The sequence below is a fragment of the Chryseobacterium sp. BLS98 genome (assembly GCF_001045445.1).
Lineage (GTDB): Bacteria > Bacteroidota > Bacteroidia > Flavobacteriales > Weeksellaceae > Chryseobacterium.
Map to the genome: position 1 here is coordinate 521,479 of NZ_LFNF01000003.1, position 25,382 is coordinate 546,860.

The 25,382-nt window shown below is 31.8% G+C and carries 21 protein-coding genes and 1 pseudogene; 17 read left to right on the plus strand and 5 right to left on the minus strand.

Annotated elements, in window-relative coordinates; translation table 11 throughout:
- The first annotated feature begins 421 nt into the window (after positions 1-421).
- The 4 genes from ACM40_RS13625 to ACM40_RS13640 all read left to right on the plus strand — a co-directional run bounded on the left by ACM40_RS13625 (position 422) and on the right by ACM40_RS13640 (position 7,851).
- Positions 422-949: a hypothetical protein gene (locus ACM40_RS13625; protein WP_048503311.1), complete on the plus strand. Its 528-nt coding sequence runs from the start codon at positions 422-424 to the stop codon at positions 947-949.
- Between the two features lie 195 nt (positions 950-1,144).
- A complete protein-coding gene (locus ACM40_RS13630) occupies positions 1,145-6,946 on the plus strand; it encodes a thrombospondin type 3 repeat-containing protein (RefSeq protein WP_131705366.1) in 5,802 nt (1,933 codons plus the stop codon).
- A gap of 79 nt (positions 6,947-7,025) precedes the next feature.
- A complete protein-coding gene (locus ACM40_RS13635; RefSeq protein ID WP_048503313.1) occupies positions 7,026-7,451 on the plus strand; it encodes a transposase in 426 nt (141 codons plus the stop codon).
- A 166-nt stretch (positions 7,452-7,617) separates the two neighbouring features.
- Complete coding sequence (locus tag ACM40_RS13640; RefSeq protein ID WP_316932874.1) at positions 7,618-7,851, plus strand: helix-turn-helix domain-containing protein; 234 nt, start codon at positions 7,618-7,620, stop codon at positions 7,849-7,851.
- Between the two features lie 62 nt (positions 7,852-7,913).
- On the opposite strand, the pseudogene ACM40_RS13645 reads toward ACM40_RS13640, so the two are convergent.
- Positions 7,914-8,664 (minus strand): annotated as a pseudogene (locus ACM40_RS13645) (IS256 family transposase); the annotation flags it as partial.
- 653 nt (positions 8,665-9,317) lie between these two features.
- Between ACM40_RS13645 and ACM40_RS13650 the strand changes: the two are divergent.
- The 13 genes from ACM40_RS13650 to ACM40_RS13710 all read left to right on the plus strand — a co-directional run bounded on the left by ACM40_RS13650 (position 9,318) and on the right by ACM40_RS13710 (position 21,160).
- Complete coding sequence (locus tag ACM40_RS13650; protein ID WP_048503315.1) at positions 9,318-10,541, plus strand: site-specific integrase; 1,224 nt, start codon at positions 9,318-9,320, stop codon at positions 10,539-10,541.
- Positions 10,532-11,956: a hypothetical protein gene (locus tag ACM40_RS13655; protein WP_048503316.1), complete on the plus strand. Its 1,425-nt coding sequence runs from the start codon at positions 10,532-10,534 to the stop codon at positions 11,954-11,956. The genes ACM40_RS13650 and ACM40_RS13655 overlap by 10 nt, the downstream gene beginning before the upstream one ends.
- 139 nt (positions 11,957-12,095) lie before the next feature.
- Positions 12,096-12,374: a helix-turn-helix domain-containing protein gene (locus ACM40_RS13660; RefSeq protein ID WP_048503317.1), complete on the plus strand. Its 279-nt coding sequence runs from the start codon at positions 12,096-12,098 to the stop codon at positions 12,372-12,374.
- A 280-nt stretch (positions 12,375-12,654) separates the two neighbouring features.
- Positions 12,655-13,743, plus strand: coding sequence for a hypothetical protein (locus ACM40_RS13670; protein ID WP_083996885.1), 1,089 nt, complete (start codon positions 12,655-12,657; stop codon positions 13,741-13,743).
- A 414-nt stretch (positions 13,744-14,157) separates the two neighbouring features.
- On the plus strand, positions 14,158-15,045 hold the full coding sequence (locus tag ACM40_RS13675) for a toprim domain-containing protein (RefSeq protein WP_048503320.1): 888 nt from the start codon (positions 14,158-14,160) through the stop codon (positions 15,043-15,045).
- A 106-nt stretch (positions 15,046-15,151) separates the two neighbouring features.
- On the plus strand, positions 15,152-15,568 hold the full coding sequence (locus ACM40_RS13680) for a BfmA/BtgA family mobilization protein (protein ID WP_048503321.1): 417 nt from the start codon (positions 15,152-15,154) through the stop codon (positions 15,566-15,568).
- The gene (locus ACM40_RS13685) at positions 15,558-16,319 is read left to right on the plus strand and encodes a DUF5712 family protein (RefSeq protein ID WP_053077114.1); all 762 of its coding nucleotides are present in this window, start codon (positions 15,558-15,560) and stop codon (positions 16,317-16,319) included. The genes ACM40_RS13680 and ACM40_RS13685 overlap by 11 nt, the downstream gene beginning before the upstream one ends.
- 12 nt (positions 16,320-16,331) lie before the next feature.
- The gene (locus ACM40_RS13690) at positions 16,332-18,236 is read left to right on the plus strand and encodes a type IV secretory system conjugative DNA transfer family protein (RefSeq protein WP_083996862.1); all 1,905 of its coding nucleotides are present in this window, start codon (positions 16,332-16,334) and stop codon (positions 18,234-18,236) included.
- A 40-nt stretch (positions 18,237-18,276) separates the two neighbouring features.
- Complete coding sequence (locus tag ACM40_RS20600) at positions 18,277-18,453, plus strand: hypothetical protein (protein ID WP_165579308.1); 177 nt, start codon at positions 18,277-18,279, stop codon at positions 18,451-18,453.
- A gap of 62 nt (positions 18,454-18,515) precedes the next feature.
- Positions 18,516-19,682 carry a hypothetical protein gene (locus ACM40_RS13695; RefSeq protein WP_048503323.1) on the plus strand — a complete coding sequence of 389 codons (1,167 nt, stop codon included), beginning with the start codon at positions 18,516-18,518 and terminating at the stop codon, positions 19,680-19,682.
- Between the two features lie 19 nt (positions 19,683-19,701).
- A complete protein-coding gene (locus ACM40_RS13700) occupies positions 19,702-20,070 on the plus strand; it encodes a HigA family addiction module antitoxin (protein ID WP_053077115.1) in 369 nt (122 codons plus the stop codon).
- Positions 20,054-20,233, plus strand: a complete 180-nt coding sequence (locus ACM40_RS13705; RefSeq protein WP_053077116.1) for a hypothetical protein — start codon at positions 20,054-20,056, stop codon at positions 20,231-20,233. The genes ACM40_RS13700 and ACM40_RS13705 overlap by 17 nt, the downstream gene beginning before the upstream one ends.
- 165 nt (positions 20,234-20,398) lie before the next feature.
- A complete protein-coding gene (locus tag ACM40_RS13710; RefSeq protein ID WP_165579309.1) occupies positions 20,399-21,160 on the plus strand; it encodes a T9SS type A sorting domain-containing protein in 762 nt (253 codons plus the stop codon).
- 296 nt (positions 21,161-21,456) lie between these two features.
- Here ACM40_RS13710 and ACM40_RS13715 read toward each other — a convergent pair whose 3' ends face one another.
- From ACM40_RS13715 to qatC, 4 genes are all read right to left on the minus strand, one after another.
- Entirely contained in the window at positions 21,457-22,353 is an 897-nt protein-coding gene (locus ACM40_RS13715) for a hypothetical protein (protein WP_048503325.1), read from the minus strand.
- A gap of 32 nt (positions 22,354-22,385) precedes the next feature.
- Positions 22,386-23,024 (minus strand): hypothetical protein, encoded by a 639-nt coding sequence (locus tag ACM40_RS13720; RefSeq protein WP_048503326.1) that lies wholly within the window; start codon positions 23,022-23,024, stop codon positions 22,386-22,388.
- A gap of 256 nt (positions 23,025-23,280) precedes the next feature.
- Positions 23,281-24,012, minus strand: coding sequence for a Qat anti-phage system TatD family nuclease QatD (gene qatD / locus ACM40_RS13725; RefSeq protein WP_048503327.1), 732 nt, complete (start codon positions 24,010-24,012; stop codon positions 23,281-23,283).
- On the minus strand, positions 24,009-25,382 hold the full coding sequence (gene qatC, locus ACM40_RS13730; protein WP_048503328.1) for a Qat anti-phage system QueC-like protein QatC: 1,374 nt from the start codon (positions 25,380-25,382) through the stop codon (positions 24,009-24,011). Before qatC ends, qatD begins: the two co-directional genes overlap by 4 nt.

The following is a 25,382-nucleotide window of genomic DNA, read 5'->3' on the forward strand; positions in this document are numbered from 1 at the left end:
CTGTTTAATTAGTTATTAGAGTAATGTAATGCCTCAGGCTGTATTGAAGAGAACATTTTTAGCTTTTTAAAAACTGATTGTTTTCACTATCCATTTCATAATAAAAGTCAGAAAGTACAGAATATAGTTTATAGGCATTAATCTTTGCGGTCTCTTAATCTGAATTTAGAATTAATATTTTTATATCAAGCGATCTTGATGTAGGCATGTTTTTTTAATGTATTGATTATCATGTTTGTTTATTTGTAAAACGAAAAATAGTATACAAAATTTTCCGAATTCTTAGGATGTTAACCTTGTACAACTTTCCATGTAGTAATAATATTGCAACAACATGTTGAGGGAATTACTCGATGTAGAATATTTTCAATTTCGTTTAACGGAATAGGTCCTGTTATCTACATAATAAATCAAAAATATAATGAAAAAAACACTACAAATTTTAACTGTATTTTCAGCCTGCACTATCCAGGCACAGGTCGCAATAGGGAAAGAAAGTGTTACCAACACTTCAGTATCCCTTGAGTTTTCCAATACGGAAAACAGAGGGCTTATTCTCCCTTATGTTGAAAATAAAAATGGATTATCTGTTGAAGGAACTTTAATCTATGATATCACAGATCATAAAGTAAAGTATCTGAAGAACGTCGGACAATGGGTAAATCTGAGTGAAGATGATAGTACATCTGCAACCATTGGAATTGCAGATGTGAGCATACAGGGAATAGATAAAACAGAAACGCTCACTGCTAAAACAAGTATAGGAATTCCTTCCCTTACCACAGGAATCCTTGTTCTGGAAACTGCAGATAAAGCGATGATCCTACCAAAAGTCGCCAGTCCACATCTTGCCATCATAAATCCTGCATCAGGGATGATGGTGTATGATACCGTTAAAAAGCATCTTGCTGTATTTAATGGTAAAGTCTGGACATTCTGGAAACCTTAACAAGAGTCCTTAAATTAAAAACTTTTAACCTTCTCATACATGGAAAAACCATCTTTCCATCTCTCATCCTTTTATTTTTTCTGAACATTATCACCAGTGCAGAGTAGGTATTCATGAAAATCTACCCTGATTCCTGAAATTCTGATAAAGAGACAAAACACATAATGTCGAAAACTTATTAAAAATTTATTAACAATGAAAACAAAGACTATCTTTTTAGTCCTATTGCTCTTTTGGGGTAATATGATAATTCATGCACAGTGTAGCGTGAATGCAGGAGGAAATGCTACGATATGTGGTACATCCTATACACTGCAGGGAAGTTCATCGGGCAGTACGGACGGAACTCCGACCTGGAGCATGATATCCAAGCCTGCCGGCGCACCCGACCCGGCAATCAGTAATATTAATTCCTTAACACCGAATGTTACAGGGATGACTTATCCGGGGAATTATGTATTTCAGATTATGCAGAGCTGTAGTCCGTCTGGCTCGGCAACTTCTCAAGTAACTATTACTGCACCGGGAGATGTTTCTAATTTTAGCGCAGGGGCTGATATTACCAATATACCAGCTGCAACAGGCACGGTAACTCTCAATGGTGTTGTACCTGCCGGTTATACGGCATCATGGAGTGCGTATAACATTTACAGATGGGACCGTAGCGGCATAAAAACCAGCCAAAACTCACAGTTTAGCTCTACAACATCAGCAACAACAACGTTTAGTCTTGTCAATAAAGCAAATCATGATATTGATCCGGCTTATGTAGTGACCCTGAGAATAACTTCTATTAACAATCCGAACTGTTGGTACGAAGATACGGCAATCGTGCGTTTTATCCCGAATCCGCAGATACTGCCTGCACTGTCAACTTCCAGATGCACTTCCAGTAGTGGAAGTCAATTTATTTCTCTTCAGAGTACATCCCCTAAGTTTTCTAAGGGATTTGCTTCTTCATCTGGTTCTTCAGGGAACTTTGGTACAACTATTACCATGAATGTTATCAGCCAGCCGGCAGGTGGAAATATCGCCTATTCAAATATTTATGATGATAATATAAATTTTACAGGTGTCAACGTTATAGGAGTCTACAAATTTACTTTAACTGTTACTAATACCAATGGAACTTACACAACACCGGAGATCACCTATACATTCAATGGAATACAGCCTAATCCTGTAAACTTTACGGTATCTTCCAGACCTGAACAAATGATGATTTATCAAAGCGGTAGTTCGGGAGGAGAAGTTCATTGTGGTTATACAGGACTGTCTACACCTATTACATTTTATTACACCATTGATCCTGCCGATAATCCCGTTACAATCAATACAAGTGTAGTTCAATCTGGCATCTCTCCTCCAGGAGGAGCGCCTATTGTGACAAACGGCGGAGCAGGTACTGCAACGAGAACAGCTACTGTAACACCGCCAGCAGGAGGGTGGAGTGTAGGAACATATAAATTTACGGTAAGCAGAAATAATGCAGGAGCCTGTTCAGCTACACAATCTTATTCTATTCACATTTCAGATGGTAACCGTTCAAATGTGGCAGTGCCTGCTACTACTGTATGCTACTCTGGTTCAGGGACAGTAACAGCAACTATTCCGCTTCCTGCTGTGTTCAAAGGTATAGTGAATAGCAGTTATTTTCAGGAATTTGACGGACGTTATGAGCTGACATTGGTCTCCAAACCTACTGGTTCAGCAAATCCTGTATTTGAACCTTTTGCCAATACATTATTTACTAACACATCAACTACGATTTCTAACCTGAATATGCAGGGGGAATATGTATTTAAAATAAAAGCAGCTACCTATAATGCAAGTGTAGCAGCATTCTTAGATAAAGAATATGCCTGCTCAGGAGCTTCTTTAGAAAGTACATTTTCTGTATTTGTATCTGGACAGGTGGGGGCGAATGCAGGATCTGCACAAACATTGATTGGTACTTCACAAACAACTTTCAATGCTAATAATCCAGGGGTAGCTACTGGCGCATGGACGCTATTATCAAAACCTTCAGGAGCTACAGATCCGGTAATTGCAGCACCAACGTCATACAACACTAGTGTTACAGGGTTTAATACTCCGGGAGCATACACATTCCGATGGACAGTGACAACGGGAACATGTTCGAGTACAAGTGATTTAACAGTTAATGTGGTAGCGGCGGTAGCCGGAGGAGTTTCAGGAGTAGATTTCTGGGTGAAATCTGATGATGCAGGTACTATTGCCACTGCATGGAAAGATCAATCTGTAAATGCAGATAATATCCCGAATGTGGGAGGGGTAACGCTTTCTTCTGCAGACAGGGCGCACAATTTCCATCCATATACGACAGGATATTCTGCTTCAAAATTCTTTTATAATACAAATAGTGAGCTAAATTCAACTAATAATTATTTGGATCCGTCAATGAGAAGTTCGGTATCTGTTTTCTCGGCAGTAAGACCAACATCTACGAATGGAACAGGTCGTATTACAGGAATTGATGATGATGCGAATGCATCAGAACCAGGGATTTCTATTAATTCAGGAAACCCTCATATGTATAAATATTTTGGAAATGGCGCAGCTCAGCCAAATAGTAACACGATGAGTACTACTAATGTGTTTATGACAAATAAAAGTTCTGTATTCTCTGCAATTCAAGATCAGGTACTTAATTCGGGAAGAGGAGAAAGACGATTTGGATTAGATGGGACCTATGAAACCTTTAATTTAGGTAGCACAACAAATACCTTTAATGTACTTGGAAAACACTTGAAAATAGGTTATGCTGGTTGGGATTCTCCGGGTGCTTTTCCAGGCGACATTATGGAAGTTTTGTGGTACAAAAGAGCGCTTACAGTTAACGAGCAATCGAGAGTAAACTCTTACCTTGCTGTAAAGAATGGTACTACATTAAACGAAAATTATCTTTCTACAGCCAGTGCTGTAGTTTGGGACAGAACTAATAATGCCGGATATAACAACAATATCTTCGGTATTGCAAGGGATAATATTACAGCATTACACCAAAAACAATCAGGAAGTGTAAATGACGGACAAAAGCTTGTAATTTCTACAACAGGATTTGCAGATAGTAATGCTGCCAACAGCGCAGATCTGGTCAATGATCTGCAATATCTAATGACAGGAGACAATGGTTTGAAGCAAAGCCTTACTATATCATTAGCTTATACAGGTGGTTCAAATGGAATTACCAACTATCGTTTTGAATCTATTTGGAAAGTACAGAATACGAACAATGTAGGAACCATCACAGTTGCATGGCCAAAAAGTGTGAAAAACCTTTACCTGATACAATCTGCTGATGCTGCTTTTGATGTAACGGATACCTTTACACCAATGAGTACGGAGGTTACCGTAAACGGGATAGTATATAACGCAGCCAGTGTAACATTAGGAAACGGACAATTCTTCACTTTTGCAGGCCTTGGAAATGCTCCGGGAGGGGTCATGAATAATCTTTCTTATTGGTACAGAGCTGATAAAGACGCAGTCAATACAGGAGATGGAACAGATGTTACGGCATGGACAGATCAAACATCCGCTATCACATCCGCTCAGATATCTACAGCACCACTTCCAAAATATAAAGTAGGAGCAGCAGATTATTTCAACTTCAACCCGGGTATTAACTTTACAGCGATCCAACAGATGATTGGAAACATAACCAATCCTACACTAGCGAATATAAATTATGATATCTTCACTTTTACGAAAGAAGGTATGGCAGGTACCCGTTTCTTTAATATTGGCTACAATAATACAACATTTAATGGTGCCAATTGGGATCAACCGGGATTCTATACAAATGGAAACATTGTTTCCCGAAATAATGCTGGAGGAGGTATCATATATAACACCAATCCAGGTAATGTTACATTCAATAACAATATTCCTAATATTATGTATCATACCTTTACTGATACATCACTTAGTAAAGGACTGAATGGTGCAGCCAATGGCACAACATTAAATCACGCAGCAATCGGATTAGCATCAGGAGGACATATCTTTGGTGCCAATGGTGGAGTGAATCCTCCGGGAGGAGATGATTTGGGCTTCACAGGTCATATAGGAGAGACCATTATCTATGGAAATGGTAACCTTACAACCACAGAAAGGAGGAAGGTTGATTCCTATCTTGCAATTAAGTATGGTGTCACATTAGGACAGGTGAATACAGACCATTATCTTTCTACAGATGGAGATATTGTATGGGATGGAACAACTGATACAGCTTATAACAATAATATTTTCGGAGTATCGCGGGATGATATAGAAGTATTGGAACAGAAGGTCTCAAAAAGTGTCAATGCAGGAGCAATCCTTACAGTTGCTACCACCAATGATTTCGTCAATCCGAACCAAAATGCAGCACGTACAGGATTTACCAATGATAAAACCTATTTCCTTTTGGGAGATAATGCCAATACAGTTACAACACCATCGGATATTACAGTAGGAAGCAGTATATATAAAAGAATCCCCAAAACCTGGCTGACACAGGAAAAAAATACTGATGCTGGAATTTTGTTCTTTGAAGTAGACCTTGCAGCTTATAACAGTGGGACATTTAATACCGCATCTGGTATGGTGGCTATGCTGATGGCAGACGATGCTGCCTTCACAACCAATGTAACGGTAGTGAATCCTACATTCAATACAGGAGCGAAATGGGTATATCAACAGAATGTAGCTGATGGTAAGTTTATTACATTTGCGAAAATTCCTTGCTATGGCCCTGATACTGATGGAGATGGTATTGCAGATATGTGCGATCTGGATAATGATAATGACGGGATATCAGATCTCAATGAAAATTGTGGAGGGTATTATGCTCAGAACGAAAGTGGGGCATGGAAAGGAGATACTGCGGCTAATTTAACTGTTACTGCTCCGAGTACTTCCCTGCAGACAGCAAGTGGATTTAATGATAATCTGAATCATTTCTATACTGATAGTAATGGAGCTACCAAAAGAATTTTAAGATCTCATAATAATAACTCTGTAAGTTTAACGTATAGTTTTTCACCGGGAATTCCTGCCAATGAACTGGCGTTTTACATCGAAGATGTAGATGGCCTTTCGAATGGTTCTGCATCCGCTAGTTATTCTTTAAAAATTAACGGAGGAAATGTAAATGGTTGGTTGGTTAAAGATATGACCACTAACTATATGGCGAGCTTTCCTACTGCGGTGATGAACTATGATCCGGTAACAGGAGCTATTTCTTCAATAGGTTCTGTGAATAATCAATGGATTCTTCTGAGAGGAGAGGGGACTAATCTGGTTACTTCTGTTACCCTTACCAGTAATAATTTTGGAGCGGGTGATGCTGTTGCCTATAGCTTGTTTGCACACAAATCTTGCGATACAGATGGTGATGGAATTCCTAACCATTTAGATCTGGATTCTGACGGAGACGGTTGTCCTGATGCTATAGAAGGAACAGGAGGTTTCACTACATCGGATCTCGTAAATTCTTCCCTGCCGGGTGGTAATATGGGAGGTAGCTATATCGGAACAGCAGGTCCTGTTATCCAAAACCTTGGTAATACTGTTAATAATAGTGGAGTGCCAACAATTGCTAATACCGGACAAGCTATTGGAAGTTCCCAAAATATTTCTGTTTCAGCCTGTATTCTGCCATTCTGCTACAAACCGGGTATAATATCAGGTGTAACATTAGACACTAAAGTAGGAATCACAGCATTAGGCAGAGCCGGAGCAAACTCAGATAACTGGCCGATGGTAAGAAAAGGAGGCTGGATTGCACTAGAAGCCAAGACAAAAGGTTTTGTACCTAACAGGGTAGTATTTGATGCATCAGGAAATCCGGTGGGTATTCCGGCTGTCAACTTTGTAGAAGGAATGATGGTATATGATACAACAAATAAATGTATGAAAATGTATACACTGAAAGAGGGAGATATTTCTATGGCATGGCATTGTATCTCTACACAGACCTGTCCAGACTAATCGAAACAAAACATTTTAAAATCAACAGCCTTGTTAAGGTTTTGAATCTTAACAAGGCTTTTTTAAATAACTTAATATTATGATTTCAAATTTCAGAAATATTCATATTGGAAAACTGATTCATGTGCGGGTTACAGAAAATAAAATAGATTTGTTCCGTATCTGCAGCTTTATGAACTGTACAGAAAAAGAGATTAGTGAAATGTATTTACAGAAAGATCTTCCTACTGATGTTTTGATGAGATGGAGCAAATTACTTGAATATGATTTCTTCAGACTGTATTCTCAACATTTAATATTATATTCACCACCTTCAGCATTAGCTAGTGGAACAGAGGTGTCAAAATTGCCAAAATTCAGGAAAAATATATATACTCAGGAGATTATAAGCTTTATATTGGAGCTGGTAAAAAGAGGAGAGAAAACCAAACGACAGATTGTGGATGAATACGGAATCCCCAACAGCACTTTAAATAAATGGATCTATAAATATAGTACATCATAGAAATCAGACAAAAAAATGATTGTATTATAAAAAAGATCCCATTGAAAATTTTTGAATAAAATATACACGAAAGATGGAAATACACAGTAAACCTAATTATAAACAAATCTACTCTGATATCATTAACCGAAATTTTCCAGATAAGAAACATGAATGTGAGAAACTATTGAGGAAAAAAGAACTATCGGTAATTGATATTTTAGAACTCAATAAAAGAATTTTCGGAATAAAGGATGAAGAGACCGGAAAACAAAACCAGAAGCACCGTTCTTATGGTAGAGCTGATATTTTAAGGATGCTTGATTATCAGAAAATTAATAAAATGAACAATTCGCAGCTAGCCAAGCATTTTGGAATTAGTAAAAATTCAATAACAAAGTGGAAAAGAATTTTTTTGTAATTAGAAGAAAATTTTGACACTATCCCATAAAGTGTGTAAGTTAATAAGTTAGGGCTTGAATTTTATAATCTGAGTTTTTTTTCAAAAGTAAACATAAATTGGTTGAGAACAATCCCCCAATTTTGAATAGGCATTGTCCATCTTTTAGTAGCTTCTTTTAGTTGTAGATACACTGATTGCATTACGGCATCATCCGTAGGAAAATACATTTTGTTCTTGGTATATTTTCTGATTTTTCCGTTGAGATTTTCAATCAAATTTGTGGTATAAATGATTTTTCGGATCTCTAAAGGAAATTCAAAAAACACAGTCAGCTCATCCCAATTATTCCGCCAGGATGCAATAGCATAAGAATATTTGCTTTCCTATTTTTCCTGCAAAATTACCCAGAGCTGCTTCAGCTGCCTGTTTTGTTGGAGCGGTGTAAATATGTTTCATATCGGCAGAAAATTCTTTTCTGTCCTTCCGAACTACATATTTGCAGGCATTTCTGATTTGGTGTACAACACAAATTTGGGTTTGAGATTCAGGAAAAACAGAACGAATAGTGTGGGTAAATCCGTTTAAATTATCGGTGGCGGTGACGAGAATATCCTCTACACCACAAGCTTTTAAATTTGTGAGAACACCCATCCAGAAAGCTGAACTTTCATTTTTTCCAAGCTACATTCTCAATATATCTTTTCTCACTTCACGGTTTAATCCAACAGCCAGATAAATTGTTTTATTAATGACTTTGGAGTTTTCCCTTACCTTGAAAACAATGCCATCCATCCAAACAATGAGATATAAATCTTCAAGCGGGTGGTTCTGCTAACTCACTAATTACCTCATTTTGGTTTATAGAAGCTTTGAAATTCGCAAGACATTTGCGATATAACTGTCAACTATAGAGTTATCGGTTGCCAGTTGCTTCCTATTTATTCAATATGTAGAAAAATCTGAGACAAATTTGTAAAGACTATACTTTAATTAAATATATCAAAGTGTTGATTACCAAACTAAACAGCTTTCTTTAATTGATTAATAATCAACATTTTTTTCTATTTATTTTTTATCTGTTTTAAGTGCTGAAATTATATGGGTTAATAATCAATTTGTCATTAATAAGTTTTGTTTTTTAGGTGATGTATTTTTAAGGAAGTTGGATAAGAATACTGTGATTACGAAGATTAAAGTTAAAACCGAAATCATGCAACCAAATCTAAGGTATATTATAATATATTGTTACCAAAAAATAAATGGCACCCACTGTCTTTAGTTGGCGCCATTTAGCTTGTGTACCCAGGACCGAACTACCGTATATTTTTAGTTAATTTTAATGTTCTTAAACTATCTAAATATCAGTATATTTGAATAGTGTAGAATTTTGAAATATAATTTTGTCTGATTTTTCATTCACTTAATTTCAAAATAAACCACCTTTTTAGCCACCCTTTAATTTATTTAATTTAGGTTTAATTTAAATGAAAGTAAGTTTTGAATTAAGAAAAGAGAAAATTAATGCAAATGGATTAATACCTGTCCAGTTTGTTGTTAGAGCTGAAGGAGAAAGAATAAGAAAAAATGTAGGCGTTTCAGTACTGGAAAAATATTGGAGTGGTTCCAGAGTTAAACCGAACGCTAAAAAAGAACCAAGTAATAATTATCAATTTTTGAATGATAAACTTCAGAAAGCTGAAGAGAAAATCAATGATATCTTTTTCTTTTTCCGGGCAAATAAGCTCGAGTTCTCCAAAGAACTATTCCTGAAGAAATATGATAGTGAAGAGGAAATTAAAACCGCTCATTTTGACTTCTTTGATTGTTTTAAAGAATTTATTGAAAGTGGTAAACTTTCAAAAGCTTACAATACAACAAAAGCTCAAAATACGGTTAAAAACTTCCTTGAAGAATTTCAAAATGACAAGAATTTCAAAATTGAATTTGATAGTGTTGACGATTATTTTTTTGAAGAATTATCGAAGTATTGTTTTTTTGAAAAGGAGATTAAAAATAACTACTTCGCTAAAATTATTGCTGTAATTAAAACAATGCTTAGATGGAGTATTAAAAAAGGCTATAACGAAAATCGCAAATTCGAAGATTTCAAAGCTTCAGAACATGATATCGATATTGTTTATCTAACTTTTGAAGAGCTGATGATTCTTTATAATAAAGAATTTGACAGTGAGAGATTAAGTCATGTAAGAGATTTTTATTGTATGGGATGCTTTACTGGATTAAGATTTTCCGATCTTTCAAAGCTTCACCTGGCAAATATTTCTGAAGAACATATTATCTTATCAATCCAAAAAACTAAAACTCAAAATCATGCTATTAAGCTAAATAAATACGCAAAAGAGATTTTGAATAAGTATAAAGGTACTATTTATGAGCCATTACCTCATATTTCATCTCAAAAATTCAATGATTATATAAAAGAATGTTGTGAGGAAGCAGAGATAACGCAGCCTTTCACAATACATTGGTTTGTAGGCAATCAAAAAAAATCTTTGACAAAGCCAAAATGTAAATTTATTACAAGCCATACAGCCAGGAAAACATTTATCACAAATTCTCTTCTCTTAGGTATGGAGCCAAAAGCAATTAAAAAAATAGCGAATATTAAGAAAGATGCAGTTTTAGATAAATACATGAAAGTTACTGAAGCTTTTACAGATGATCAAATGGATAAGGCATGGAAATAGACGACTTAACAATATTAAAATATATTACACCTGAATCTGTTAATATTTTAAGGACTTATTTAGAAAAGGATTCACGGACATATTCAATTTTAGAAAAATATGAAGAAATTTCATATTTAGGTCCTTCAGAAAAATTTTTCTTTTTATTCAAAGAGCATGAAAAATTTATAAATAGGAACCATGAAACTATTAATAAACATTCGGATCATCTATTATCAGTGATGGGATTATTATTTATGATAGAAACGAATGGTTATATGACAGGAAACTGTTCAATATTTGATCCGGTATATGGTGAGTATGGTAGAATCATCCCTCCAGATAATTCTTTTCCTGAAGATGTTAATATCGAATACAAACTTACGAATAATGATAGTGTTATATGTATTATTGATATATTTTTTAATATAGAAATTAATAAAATAATGAGACTAGTAATGGAACGATATCAAGATCATTCTTATTACGGAAAAGCAGAATTTTTAAACTATGATATTGCTTTTAATGACTTAGATGTAATTAATCTTTATCCTTTTTTATTCAAAGGCACTAAAGAATTAGAGAGCCATATGAATGTTATTTCGGAGAAATTCAATTTTTCCGATAAAAATAAAATTATTGATAATTTTCAAATTATTAATAATAAAATTCATTTGGTCTTCGAAGAAATCACTTCGAGAACAAAATATAACTATATTAAGTGTTATAACTACTTTAATTTTAGATTTCGTGCATTACGTTATGCAGATGAAAATGATGAACTACTAAAACATTTAGACAGGTTTTTTTTACCACGAAAACTGAGTAAATATGATCCTCAATACTATATTACTTTTTTTATTGTTTCGATAGATTTTGAATTACCTGAGTTGGAATTTGTAAAAGACTATAATAAAAAATATTATTTTCATGATGATATCAATATTTTCCACAGTGTTTATGGTTATAAGGAACTACTTACTCACATTGATGAAGTTGACGAAGAAAACCTTTTAAAAAATGACATTAAAAATATGCTCAACAGTAGTAAATACAAAAATTTACTTAAAGTGAATATCGATCTTAAAAAGACTATTATTTTGTTTGATGGTTTTATTGACAAATGCTTGAACGGTAACAAACAACTGAAAAAAGATTTTAAAGATCTATTTAAGTTTATTACTGATGAATCAATTACAGTATTTCCAACAACCAATGAACTAACTGTTGAAAATATAAAATATATTATGCGTTTTTTTGGAAATTATAAAAGCATTGAGTTTGATTACAATATTTCTGACTTACAGTACTTATTAACACATTTTGCCAATAAACCTGAAGAAGATAAAAATACTTCTATAGATAGAGCGCATAGAATGGATAGATTTAAATTAGACAGAAATGTACAAAACGAGCTTAACTCATTAATCCGATAAAAATTCTATGATTTGAAATTATTTAACTGATAATCATTATTTTATAATATTTTTAAATTCCGTTTTTTAGCGGAATTTATTTTTTTGTCTTTTTAAAATTGAACTTTGGCATTAGAAAAACCAATAAAAGTTTATTAAAATGTCGATACAACTTTATTCACATTCTAAGGGTGATTTAGAAAAAGCAGTTGAGATTATTCTCAATAAAGCACAGAATTTTATAGTTCCTTCAAAAAATGAAGAAAGTCAACCTGAAGATCTAATTTCTCAGACAGAAGCTTCAAAGTTTCTACACGTTTCTATTCCTACGATTATTGACTGGAGAAAAAATAAGAATCTCCCTTATTATAATTTCAGCGGGAGATTTTACTATTCGAAAAAAGAGCTTCTGGAATATGGTAGAAGGAATCGTAAATAGTCAGAATTGTAATGAACGAATTACACAAACTGATTAAACAGCTAGATTCTTTACCTAATAATACAGTCAGGAAAGAATTTTTGAATTCTATTCAAAGAAATCCGGAACTGTCAAGACACCATCTTCGGAGATTAGCTTGTAACATTCTGGTGCAGGAAAATTTCGTAGACAAGTATTACAGAGAAAATTTTATTGAAACGTTAGAGAAATTATTTTCAAAAACAATTTCAATTTTTCAAAAGATTTTTAAAGCGTTAAGGAGAAATTAAAAATGACACATATGGTTTCCGATCAAAGTAGAAAAATTGTTAAGAAAAGCTATGATGACATTGAGAAGGCTGAGTTTATAAGGATAGGTAATCAATTTGCCGATGATTTTTTGTTTCAGGATAATAAAGCAACGGATATACCCATAAATGCATTAAGAATCATTTTTAATATAATATCAATTCTGAGAAATGATCAGTTTATGCCTGAAAAACAGGTGAGACAACTCACTCTTTTTGATGAAGAATTTGAAACTGAAAATAATGTGTTTATCTCAATGAAAATTAGAAATAAAAAGATTTCTGAAAAAAGATCGAATAAACAGATCGTTGAAGCATACGAATATCTTACAAAGTTCAGAATGGGTTGGTACACATCAAAAAATATAGCAGGTAAGGATATTAAAACCTTTGGAGGACTGATCTCTTTGCCTACCTATGAAGAAAGAGGTTACACTTCATTTTTAATAAGTAGTTTTTGGCTTAAAAAACTGATTGTCTTAACAGAATATAATCATGTAATGTATGAATTGGTTTATAAAATCAGAAATAACAAACACGTTTTGTTTGCAATATGGTTATCGAAGATTCCTGAAAACGGTACGACTCTGAAACTTTCGACTTTTAATCAGAAGTTTAATCTTAATTATAAGAGTTCAAATGATTTCTGCATTAAGTTTTTGAAGCCAATCAGATTAAACCTCAATAAATTAAATCATCTATCATTCAATTATAAATATGAACATGATGCAATTTCAATTATCCCGTATTTAAATAAGAATATTGAAGAAAGGCTTTTAACAGAGAAGGCTAATGATGTTAGACTTATAAATCGAAGAATAAGATATTTTAGACAGCGGTATTGTTTAGAAAATACTGACTTAACCAGATTTTTGTATAGTTATTCTAATATTTTAAAAATAAGGCTTCAGATTGAAGAAGCTTACAAAAGATTTATTAAAGAAAATAGGATTAGAGGAAAAACTTCTACCAATATTAAAGGGATTTATTTCCTTCAGAAATTGCAAGAATTTCTTATTGAAGTTTACCGGGAATCAGAAACCGGAAAAAGATTTCCGGAAGCATATCCAGTCATCATATAATTTAGTTTGCGGTATTGCACTCCTGTGTTTGCGGTATTGCGCTCTCTCCAATTGCGGTATTGCACTCTCTGAAGTTAAGAAAATGTTAAAATTTCAGTTTTTACCGTCAGGTTTGCGGTATTGCGCTCTTTTCAACATCAAATTTTTAGTTGAAAAGCAGCAATTAGGAAAAATCTTGGTGAATTCACCAATTGTTTGCGGTATTGCGCTCGGACATAATTGATGTTTTTGCGGTATTGCACTCTTGTTTTTGCGGTATTGCGCTCCTCTCAATTGCGGTATTGCACTCCTGTCATTTTTAACTCAAACGACCACCTGCAAAGGGTTTGCGGGAATTACTAAAATATATATTAAAAGTATTTAAAAGTTTTCTTTTTTATTAAAAGGAATTTTTGCTAATCAAAATAAAAAAAAATGAACTGTAAACAAGTCAATTCGGTACAATTGGAAGAAGTCCTCCTTTCACTTGGACACCTTCCAAAAAAACAAAATGAAAAAGAAGCTTGGTTTCTCAATCCTTTCGGAATGGAAACTGAAGCATCTTTTAAGCTCGATAAGCGCCAAAACATTTGGTATTTACACTCTGAAGGTGTTGGCGGAAATAACATCGATTTTTTAAAGAAATATTTTAATTATTCAATCAATGAAATTCTATCCTGGGCATCCGAGAAAAGTTTTTCTTCTTTTCATCAGCAGACGGAAATTGATAAGCCAAATTACAACATTACAGATGTTGCGGAAATTCAGAATTGGAACCTTAAAAAATATTTATTTGAAAGAGGTCTTACTCAACGATCATTCAAATTTTTAAAAGAGATAAAATTTACAATCAATAATAAGAAATTGTATGCTGTTGGATTCGAAAATTTATCTGGAGGATGGGAACTTAGAAATTCATTTTACAAAGGTTCACTTTTGAAAAAAGATATTTCTATAATTAAAAATGACAGCAATAAAATTGTTGTTTTTGAAGGCTTTTTTGATGCACTTTCTTATATCGAATTTCAAGAAAAATTGAAAGAAGATATTATAACCCTAAACTCGATTTCGATGTTAAACAGAGCCAAAAATTATCTTCAAAACTATTCGGAAATATTACTTTTTCTCGACAATGATTCTGCCGGAAAAAAGACAAAAGATGAACTATTATCTTCTTTTTCCAACGCAGTAGATTGTAGTTTTATATATAAAGATTACAAAGATTTTAATGAGTTTCTCGTGGCTGATAAGGGTGGATTTATCCAGCAAGACGAAACTGGGCAGAGCCACTGTTTCCTCTTGCCCCTTCGGGGAAATGACTGACCGTCAATAAATTAGAATATTTAATCTTTTTGAAACTATATATCAAGGATATATAAATCTCTTGAAGAGCTTTATTCATCGAAATTATTACATATAAATCAATATAATGGAGCCTACTAAAAAGCCAAATACAACAATTGCTATTTCTCAACAAGACCTGAAAAGATTGGAGAACTTTGTAAGAAAAAAAGGAATTTCGAAGAAAGAATTTATTACAGTTTCATTAGATTTTTTTGATAGAACAGGACTCGATCCAGTTAAACATGAATCTCCAAAAGCTGAACTTGAAAAAGTAATAAAAAGAATAGATCAGATTATTGCTTTTATAAAAACTCAAGAGAAAGAAACTATACGTCCAAGTTTTGAAGCAATCGTCTCGAGTGAGGAAAGAATTAAAAATGATCTTTCAAAAATTCTGAAAATTGAACATTTTAATGAGTTCATCAGAGGGTTTAATTCTTTTGCTATGGAAACAAAAAATTCTTTGAAATTATTAAATCAAAGCAATCACAATGAACATTAAAATTCAGGGTGGCGAAAGTGGTAAATATTCAAATTCCGGAAGTTCATCAAACCTGGTTAATTATTTAGAACATGAAGACCTGGAAAGAATGAAGGAGGGGAAACGTGTTGAAGACTTTTTTTCTCATGATCAGGATAGAGTTCCTTCAGCGGAAGTTATTGAATCCCTTGACAACAATAAACAGAAGCTGACAAAAGAAGATGCAAAATTCTTTGTCATCACTGTGAGTCCTTCAGAAAAAGAATTACAACAAATTGGCAAAACCTCCCAAGAAAGAAGTGATGCTCTGAAAGATTATGTTAGAAACGAAGTAATGCAGAGGTATGCGGAAAATTTTGGCAAAGGATTACAGGCTAAAGATATCATGTACTACGCTAAAATTCATCACGAAAGAAACATGAAAAACAATATTGATATGCATGTTCATATAGTTGTTAGCAGAAAATCTTTAGATAAAAGAATGAAGCTTTCTCCAATGACGAACCATAAAAACACAACAAAAGGACAGGTTAAAGGAGGTTTTGACCGTAAAAATTTCATTCAAAAATCCGAAGAAGCTTTTGATAAGAAATTTGCCTTTCAAAGAAACTATAAACAATCTTTTGAATATTGTAATGCGATTAAAAACGGTACAATCGAAGAAAGAAAAAGAGTAATAGAAACAGCAATCAAGCAGGAATCTGCAAAGCAATATGAAATTAAAAAAACTGTCGAACAAAGTAAAAAAAATAGCCAGGGCTTAAGCCTATAAAAAATAATAAAAATGGAAAAAGATCCAATTTTAATGATAAAATTTATCATTGTCGCAATGTCTTTATTTTTATTGTATATGTTAGGAGTGAAGATTATAGGTATTAATTCATTCTTGTACAATATATCTCAGTACGGATTTTCAGTAGTTGTATCTCCTGAAGCAAGTTTCCTGACAAAATTAAAATTTTTAGTTGTGGGAATTTGTTTCGGATATGCAGAACTTTTATACATTCTGATTCAATTCTGGATTGTAAAATCTTTAATTCCGCCAGTGAAAACGCCTTTCAATTTTTATAAAAAACTGATTTTTTATCCTTTTGGGTTTATTAATAAACAATTTACAGGCTTTTCATTATTGAAAGATTCAAAGAAAAAATTCCAGGGATTAACTCTGCAAACCAAAAAAAGAACCGTTCAAATTCCTAATCCTTTCCGTGGAATTTTAGTAATAGGCGGTCCCGGAGCAGGGAAGTCTGAAAGTTTTGCAGTTCCCTTTATACGAGAGTTAGCACAAAAACAGTTTTCAGGTATCTGTTATGATTTTAAATATCCAGCACTTGCAAATGACATAGAACTTTTTTATTCAGATTCGGGTATTAAGCATTATGTTTTGAATTTTAATGATTCACTTAAAAGCCACAGATGTAATCCATTAAATCCAAAATATTTACCTCATTCAGCGTATGCAAGGGAATATGCTTCTGCCATCACTAAAAATTTGATGAAAGAATCTATTAAAAAAGAGGATTTTTGGTCACGTTCTGCAACGGATCTTCTGACAGCGTGTATTTGGTTTCTGAAGAAAGAATATCCTAAATATTGTGATCTTCCGCATACTCTAGCATTGATTGCTACAAATCACACTGATTTAATTGCTTTACTATCTTCAAATTCCGAAACCAAGGCAATGATATTGTCACTTGCTACAGCTTTAGAGAGCGAAGCAAATTCACAATTAGCGGGAGTAGTTGGATCATTACAAGGTGCAGTAGCACAAATTAATACTCCGGAATTCATGTATATTTTCGGAGGAGAGGATTTTGATTTGAATATTAACAATCCGGATAATCCGATTGTTTTAACAGTAGGCAATAATCCTTCCATTGCGACTACTTTAGCTCCTTTGTGTAGTTTGGTTATCTCAGTTGCTGCAAAACAATTGAATCAACCTCGTAAACATCATTCTTTTGTACTACTGGATGAATTTCCAACTGTTTTTATTAACGATATCCAAACTCTTCCAAATACGGGAAGAAGTAATAAAATAGCAAGTATGTTTTTCTGTCAGGATCTTTCACAACTTACAGATGGTTACACGAAAGAAAAAGCAGATGTGTTATTTGCGAGTTGTCTGAATCATTTCTACGGTCAGGTTTCCAGTAGTCATACTGCAGATATTCTCAGTAAACAGTTTGGTAAGAAAGATCAATATTTTGAAAGTAATAATACTTCACGTCATTTTCTAAATCCATTTAAAAGAAATGTCGGTCAAAGCCGATCTGTACAGGAAAGAGACGTTTTCAGAAATTCAGTTTTTATGGAGCTTCCTGTTGGTGAATTCATTGGAAGAGTTGCCGAAAGTTCTGAAGCTTATATTCATGAGAAATTTTTACCTGTTAAAAGAAAACAATTATCGTATCAGATAGACAGTCAGTTTAAAAATCAGCCTGATTTCGTCATTACTGATTATTATGAAAAAGTTCGGGATGAAGTCAATGAAATTATTTCTCTTTTCAAGGGCGAAATTAATAAGAATGAAAGTAAGCAAGACCGATCCAGACAAATGAATCCTGCTCCCGATAATAGTTCTGAAGAATTTAGCGGAATCAATATAATTGAAGATGAAGAAACTAATTCATCAGCTGAGCTTGAAGAGAATGAAAGAAAATTTAAGTTTTCAAGCAGGATTCTATAAATCAAACAATAATTAAATAAATATAAAAACAAAAAAAGTTATGAAAATACTACAGACCAAAATTTCAGTTTGGGGCATTGTAACCCTATTAATTGTAATGATCTTTTTGATCTCAATTGCAATAACAAAAGATTCAGTTAAAACAACAGCAGAAAAGCCGAAAGTAGATTATAAAGAACTTGACAAGGCTTTATTTGGAACTACAGAAAATAATTGAAATCTTTTTTGACAAAAATTAAAAAATTTATTTAAAGAAATAATTTTATAAAAATTTTTAATATGGAAAATACATTCACAATGACCGAAAAACAAATCAATATTTGTAAAAATTCTCTTGAAAACTTGAAAGTTTTACATCTTGAAAATCAACACTTTTATACTCCAGTTGATGTTTACTATAAGCCTTCAGGTGATCAATTTAAAAAGTGGGCTTTACTTAAATGTAATGAGCATGATTGTGAACCTTTTGAGCAGGATATAAAAGATGCAGTAATATTGAGACGTTCTAAAAAATGTCCAGAGTGTCTTTCTATCATTCAAAGTGGGAACAACCGTATTCCTGTTTCAGAACTAAACACTAGAATAATAAGTTCTAAGAATTCTGTTATCCGGGACAAGCAAATTGTAATCAGATATGAAGATCATCTTCATAATGACAAAAACAGTATGGTTCTGGTGAAATGTAATTTGTTTGGTCATCATAAAAAACCTTATCCACAAACAGCAGTTTCAATAGGAAAAAATAATATTTGTCCGGAGTGCGCTAAAACGAGAGAATACAAAAAGAAAGCTGGAGAAAATCTTATTGAAAAAATAAATAATATTTTAATAGAAAAGAACAGCTCTTTTTCATTCTTCGGTTCTATAGATCGAAATGATAAAAGTATTATTTTCTATGAATTAATTTGCAAAAATTGTGGTTGTTCCGAATGGGAAAGAGAAAAGTACGTTTCATCAGTAAAGTGTAAAGTTTGTTATCCAAATGATACGATTGGTGAAAGTAGAGTCATAAAATATTTAAACTTTCTAAAATTGACTTTTAAAAAGCAAAAAAAATTCCCTGGGATGAAAAATGAAAAGGAACTAAAATGTGATTTTTTTATCCCAAAACTGAATTTAATAATTGAGTTTGATGGACATCAGCATTATTATCCGGTTGACTATTTTAAAGGATTTAAAAGCTTTAAAAAAACTATAAAATGCGACTGGATTAAAAATAGATACGCTTTGAAAAATAGGATAAATATCTTGAGAATTCCTTTTTACGAATATGAGAATATTGAGAAATTGATAGATGATTCAATTGCTAAAATAACTAAAGGTCAAGAAGCTTGTGCAAACGACAATAACCTTTTAAATGTTTATAAAGTAAATTATGTTTCGATAATCGTGAAAAAACGAATAAAGTTTAAAAAGAGATTTGAAGCAAACAAAAAAATAAGTTAACAACATAAAATCGATCTAAATGAAACCTCTAGTTCGTGTAATTAAGCACAATACGCATCCTGGAGAAATACTAAAGGATTTAATTATTGAACCAAATAATCTGAATATTGAAGAGGCATCAAAGCTTTTAGGCATTACAAAAGCAATTCTTTCTGATATTATTAATGGTAAAGCATCAATTACGAATATTATAGCAATAAGTATTTCAAAAGCCTTTGGAGGCAGTCCTATTTTTTGGGTTCGTTTACAAGCTGTCTATAATTCAAGAAATGAAAAAGAAAGGGAAGAAAAGGAATTCTTAAAATTATTGCCTGATGAAGAAGATGACTTTTTGATGATTTTGAAAATGATTTTGATAAATCTGAGTGGACATGGTAAAGCCAATTAAAACTGAAAAACAGTACGAAGAATATATTGAAAGAATATATGTGCTGTTGCAGAAGAATATTAAAGCAGACTCAAAAGAGTCAAACGAATTAGAAATGCTTTCAATTTTAGTGAAAAAATACGAAGAAAAATACTATCCAATCGAAAAACCTAAATCTTTATAGTTATACAATAGTATAAATATGGGGTTTAATACTTGAAGCTGTCAAGCTACTTAATTCATTCACATTACATAAACAGATATAATAAAAATTTTGGAAATATCCAGAGTCTGGATTTTTATGTCTCCAAACAAACTCTTTAACGTATTAATTAAAAATTTTTTTAAAATGAAAAACAAAATCAATTTACTAATTACCAGTGCATTACTTCTTTGTTCTAATGTGCTTTACTGCAATTCAATCAATCAGGAAATTACTGATCAGAATTTTAAAATGTTCTTTTCTTGCGGATCAGAAAATTTTGAAAATATTCCTACAAGCTCCAGTTCTTTTGAAACAAACAGCTGGGTAAATAATAATATCACATGGACGGCTTCTGATTCCCGAACCGATCAAACAATTAATAGTAAAGCAATTGTTATCAGAAATGGTAGTCTTACGAGTTCTATTATTACAGGAGGAATTAAAAGTCTTACTGTCACTACACAATTAAAATTTTCAGGAAATCCGGGAAACCTAATTCTGCAAATTAATGATATCCAGGTTGGGACAATACCTTTTAATTCCGAAGTTGTGACAACAACAATTGATAATATAAATGTAGCAGGAAATATTACTGTTAAACTTGTAAATCCTAATACAGGACAGAGAGTTGCTATTGATGATCTTTCTTGGACTTGCTACACAGAAACATTATCAACAAATGAATTTAGTAAGACTAATGACTTCTCATTTTATCCAAATCCTGTTAAAAGCGGTGAAATCCTGCACTTCAAATCAAAAATTGAGAGAATTTTGTTATACAACGCTGAAGGTAAATTAGTGAAAAATTTACTTTTAAATAGTGATGTGTTATTAATAAATGATATTTCGAAAGGAACTTATTTTATCAAAGTTGAAAATAGTTCATATAAACTCATTGTTGAGTGATTTTTTTATTTCATTATCAATCAGTAAATTTGTGAAGCGAATTATCCGCCAATTTTATTTATAAAAATTATTGGATTAGAAATATAGCAGGTAAATCCTAAAGTAAATGTGATGTCATATCATAAGTGTATTTTGAATATACCATTTTTAGGGACTGCTCTTAAATAAAGCTCCTAATTTAGGAGCTTTTGTATTATATAAATTTTTCAGTCGTCACTTCCTCAGACTTCTCGTTTCTTCAAAACGCTTGTCATTCGTTGCTTCTTTGTTCAAAATTTTTTATTTCTTGAGATTTTTTACGCCGTTAAAAATTCCTGAATTTCCACATTTAGATCTTCGAGTGTAGTTAAATAACTATTAATGACATTAAAATGAGCCTGAGTAAGAGCTTGCATATCTAGATAAGCGGAATGTGCATCATTTGCTATATCAAGAACCTCTATGGCAATAGCATCTCTTGGAACATGATTCTTTGATAATTCAATTATAGGTAATAAAAAATTTTCATCAATTTTATTATGACTAGCTGTTGATGTGTCATCATTTGCAATATCAGATTGTGTTAATATAAAATATTCTTGCATGAATATATCATCAGCATTATAAGCCCATTCTATTCTTCCAGCATTTTCTCTATAGTTAACGGCTCTCAAGTTAGAAAATTTAAAAAATTTTGTGTACAAAATTTGTCTATAACCATTTTTGAATTTTGTCTCATGAATGTTATATCTTGAGATAAAGTTATTTAGTTCTGATCTCAAATTTTCCAAAATTGTATCATTAGAATACAAACTAGCTAGCAGGTGATTTAAAGTTCTTATTTCCTGATCAGATCTTTCATTATATAAGGTTTTTACTTTAATAAACTTCAAAAAGTTAACTTGAAGTGTAGGATTGATTTTTAATCTGAAATCTTTGTTTTCTATATATTCTTTTAAAAAACCAATTTGTATTTGAACACTATTTTGTAATTCTAGTAGACTGTTTGTAAACAATTCATTTTCAGATTTTATATTTCTTGCCTCTTCTGAGGCTTTATCATCTTTATCTCTTTTATATGTTTTTTCACCTAAATAATATGCAAACCAGATACTTAAAGATGTTATAGCTATTGAAGAAAAAAGTGATAGCCAACCGAACCAGCCAGGAGAACTACTTTCAAATTCTCCGAATTGAAAATTAATTAGTGACATTTTATAGATTTTTTTTTCTGATCATTTGCCTTTTAAAAAAATCCATTAACTCCTATAAAATTATCCATACCATTGAAAGACATAAGTATTTCTATATTTTCTTCAACCGTATTACTTAAAAGAGATTCAATCGGAAGATAACTTGATTTATGCTCCATATTTCCTTCAAAAATAAGTATCACATTTAATTTATTAAAATTGAAAATAAAGGTATTTTTATTATATCCTTCATGTTTTATCAACTTTCTCATTCTATTAGTTTGACAATCGAAATCATAAAGATCTGCAAATTCATGCTCTTCCTTCAATTTAGTTATCATATTTTTTACAATTTCAAAATATGATATGTTTTTGTCTTCATCAGCTTCTTTAGCTAAAATAAGGTTGTCAATAATTTCTTTAAATCGAGCTCCTGTTTTTGCCGCATTTAATTGAGGTTCAATAAAATTATACTTTGAATTTAAGTATTTTGAATTTATCCATCTCTGTTTATTGACAAAAATGTGATCTTTCAAAATATTAATGATTACATAAGAATTATCTTGATTATACAATGTGAAAATATTTGTTTCATTATTACTAAATCCTTCATCAATTAAAAGTTTGCAGTATTCAGTTAAGATTTTTTGTTGAATATCATTAAAGTTAGTCCAAGTTAAATTTAAATTCATAATATTAGTTTTTAGATGCTATTTTATATTACTAAATATCTCTTGTAGTTAATTGCTAATAAGCTATTTATCGTAAGGTTTCAAATGCAAGGAAAGAGTTTCCAGAATAATAAATTAATTTAATTTTTAGTTATCACTTCTCAGACTCCTTGTTTTTTAAAAATTTATCATTCATTGGTATGAATTTAAACTTCTTTCTACTCATTTAATTGATGTATAGCTTGATTGACTACACTTACATATTAATTTTTGGTTTTTATCTTATATTACTTACCAAATTACTAAAATTTCTTTCAATTACTTTTTCTACTTCATAAGATGAGATTTCCCAAACATTAGAAAGATATTGATATAAATTTTTTACATCAATGGGCTTTGAAATAGCATCATTATTTTTTGTAAATGGACCATCTGTTTCCGTTAGTATTTTATTCATCGGAATTCTTTGTATTATTTTTCTCCCGTTTTCTGACTTAGTCATTGCAATATTAACAGAAAAGTAGTATCCTAACTCAGTTATTTTATCTATAAGATATAATGGTCCGGAATACCAATGAAATATTGCAGATTTTATTTTATATCTGTCCAACAGTTCAATGACTTCTTTTTCAGCTCTCCTAGAATGTATACTTAATATTTTTTTTTGATCCGTAATATTTTCTAAAATTCTAGTAAATGTTTTTATTTGAATTTCTTTTGTGGAATAACCTTCTTTTGAGAAATCTAATCCTATTTCTCCAATGTAAGAAGTTTTAGAAATATTTTTTAGAAATAGTTTAAATTCTTTTTCGTGTAGATTTGCAAATAAAGGGTGCATTCCTAAAGCTATTCTAATTCTTTTTTGTGATTTAAAATGTGGATAACCCATTTCAAAATGGCTAGGTAAATTAGTCACAGAAATTACTGTTAAATTAGCTTTTACACATTCTTGTAATATCTTTTCAGGATTGGGGTATAAATCAATATGGCAATGCGTGTCAATAATCATCTAAGATTCAGTTTTGTTTTGACAAAGGTATTACCTTTATCTCTGAATAAACTTAAAACTTCATCTTTAGATCTTAATACCATTTGTGCATAATTATTTAGAGTCAAATTATCAATATTTCCATTAACTATTAAATCTCTCTCCATTTTCTCTACTGAAATATCTTTTTTTAAATAATTAAAAAGAGCTGGTAAATCATTATTCCCTAGTGAAAGAACTTTAGTAATAAAGTTTCCATATTGTCTCTCATCATCAAGATTTGCTTTATTTAATGCTGCTCTTCTATAAATACAAGGCATACATCGTCCGCAATGATGATTCTCATCAGGATTATCAAGATGATGTTGTCTTCTACCTCTTTTACCACAAGAGACAGAATCCATATATATTTCTCTCAGAAAAATTTGATTAGAACATTCTAAAATCATTTCTCCTTTGGTTTTAAAGGTATAAGGATTTGAAATTATCATATCTATTCCCATAACATCTAGAAGCTCTTGAATCTTCTTCAAAATAAAAGGATGCGTAGTTCTGGTACTTAATGAACTTACCCTCGAAGGTGTTAAAGGATAATTGATTGAAATTGTTCCATTTTCTGGTATAATCAATTTATTAATAGGTGATAGATAGCATCCTAAACCAATAAAAAATAATGATCTACTTCTGTAGTTTTTTTCTACATTGAATTTAATTCCATCATTGTCTTTTCTAGAAAGAGCTAATTTTGACTGTACCCAGTATATTTTGTCGCGATATTCTCTATTTAAATGGGTTAGAAGTTTGAGTTGATCACTGTTTGGCCCTTTTGATTTATTATCGAAATGTGAAACCAACAATATTTTTTTCCCATCTTCTAAAATTTGTAACTCATTGATAATGCCTATAAGTGAATCAAGACCTCCTGAGAATAAACTTACTGATTTTATTAAATTTTTGTTATAATTTATTGGAAGGTTTTTGCTTCTTCTTGACAAAGGACGAGGAGAATAATAATTCTCTTGGGTATTTTGTACAAATGTTACTGTCCAATTATCTCCTGTTAAAAAATTTAAAATTTCTACTAGTCGGTCTTCGTTACCTTGCCAATTATGTAGATTGTTGACAGGCAATTCAACCTCGATATCCCTTGTCCAGCCATCATTAGAGTAAATATTTCTACTTAACAAATTATCAACCCCATATATTATTGCTGAAATTAAGAAAAAATCAAATTTAATAGAAGTATGGTCTGTGATATAATCGAAAACTCTTTCATAATCACTGAATAAAAGTGACACCTGTTTTTCAGTTCCGTCATATTTTGTGTAACAGAGTTTGATGTCAGAAAACTTTCTATACTCGGAATCGTTTATTAATACTGTAACTCTCAT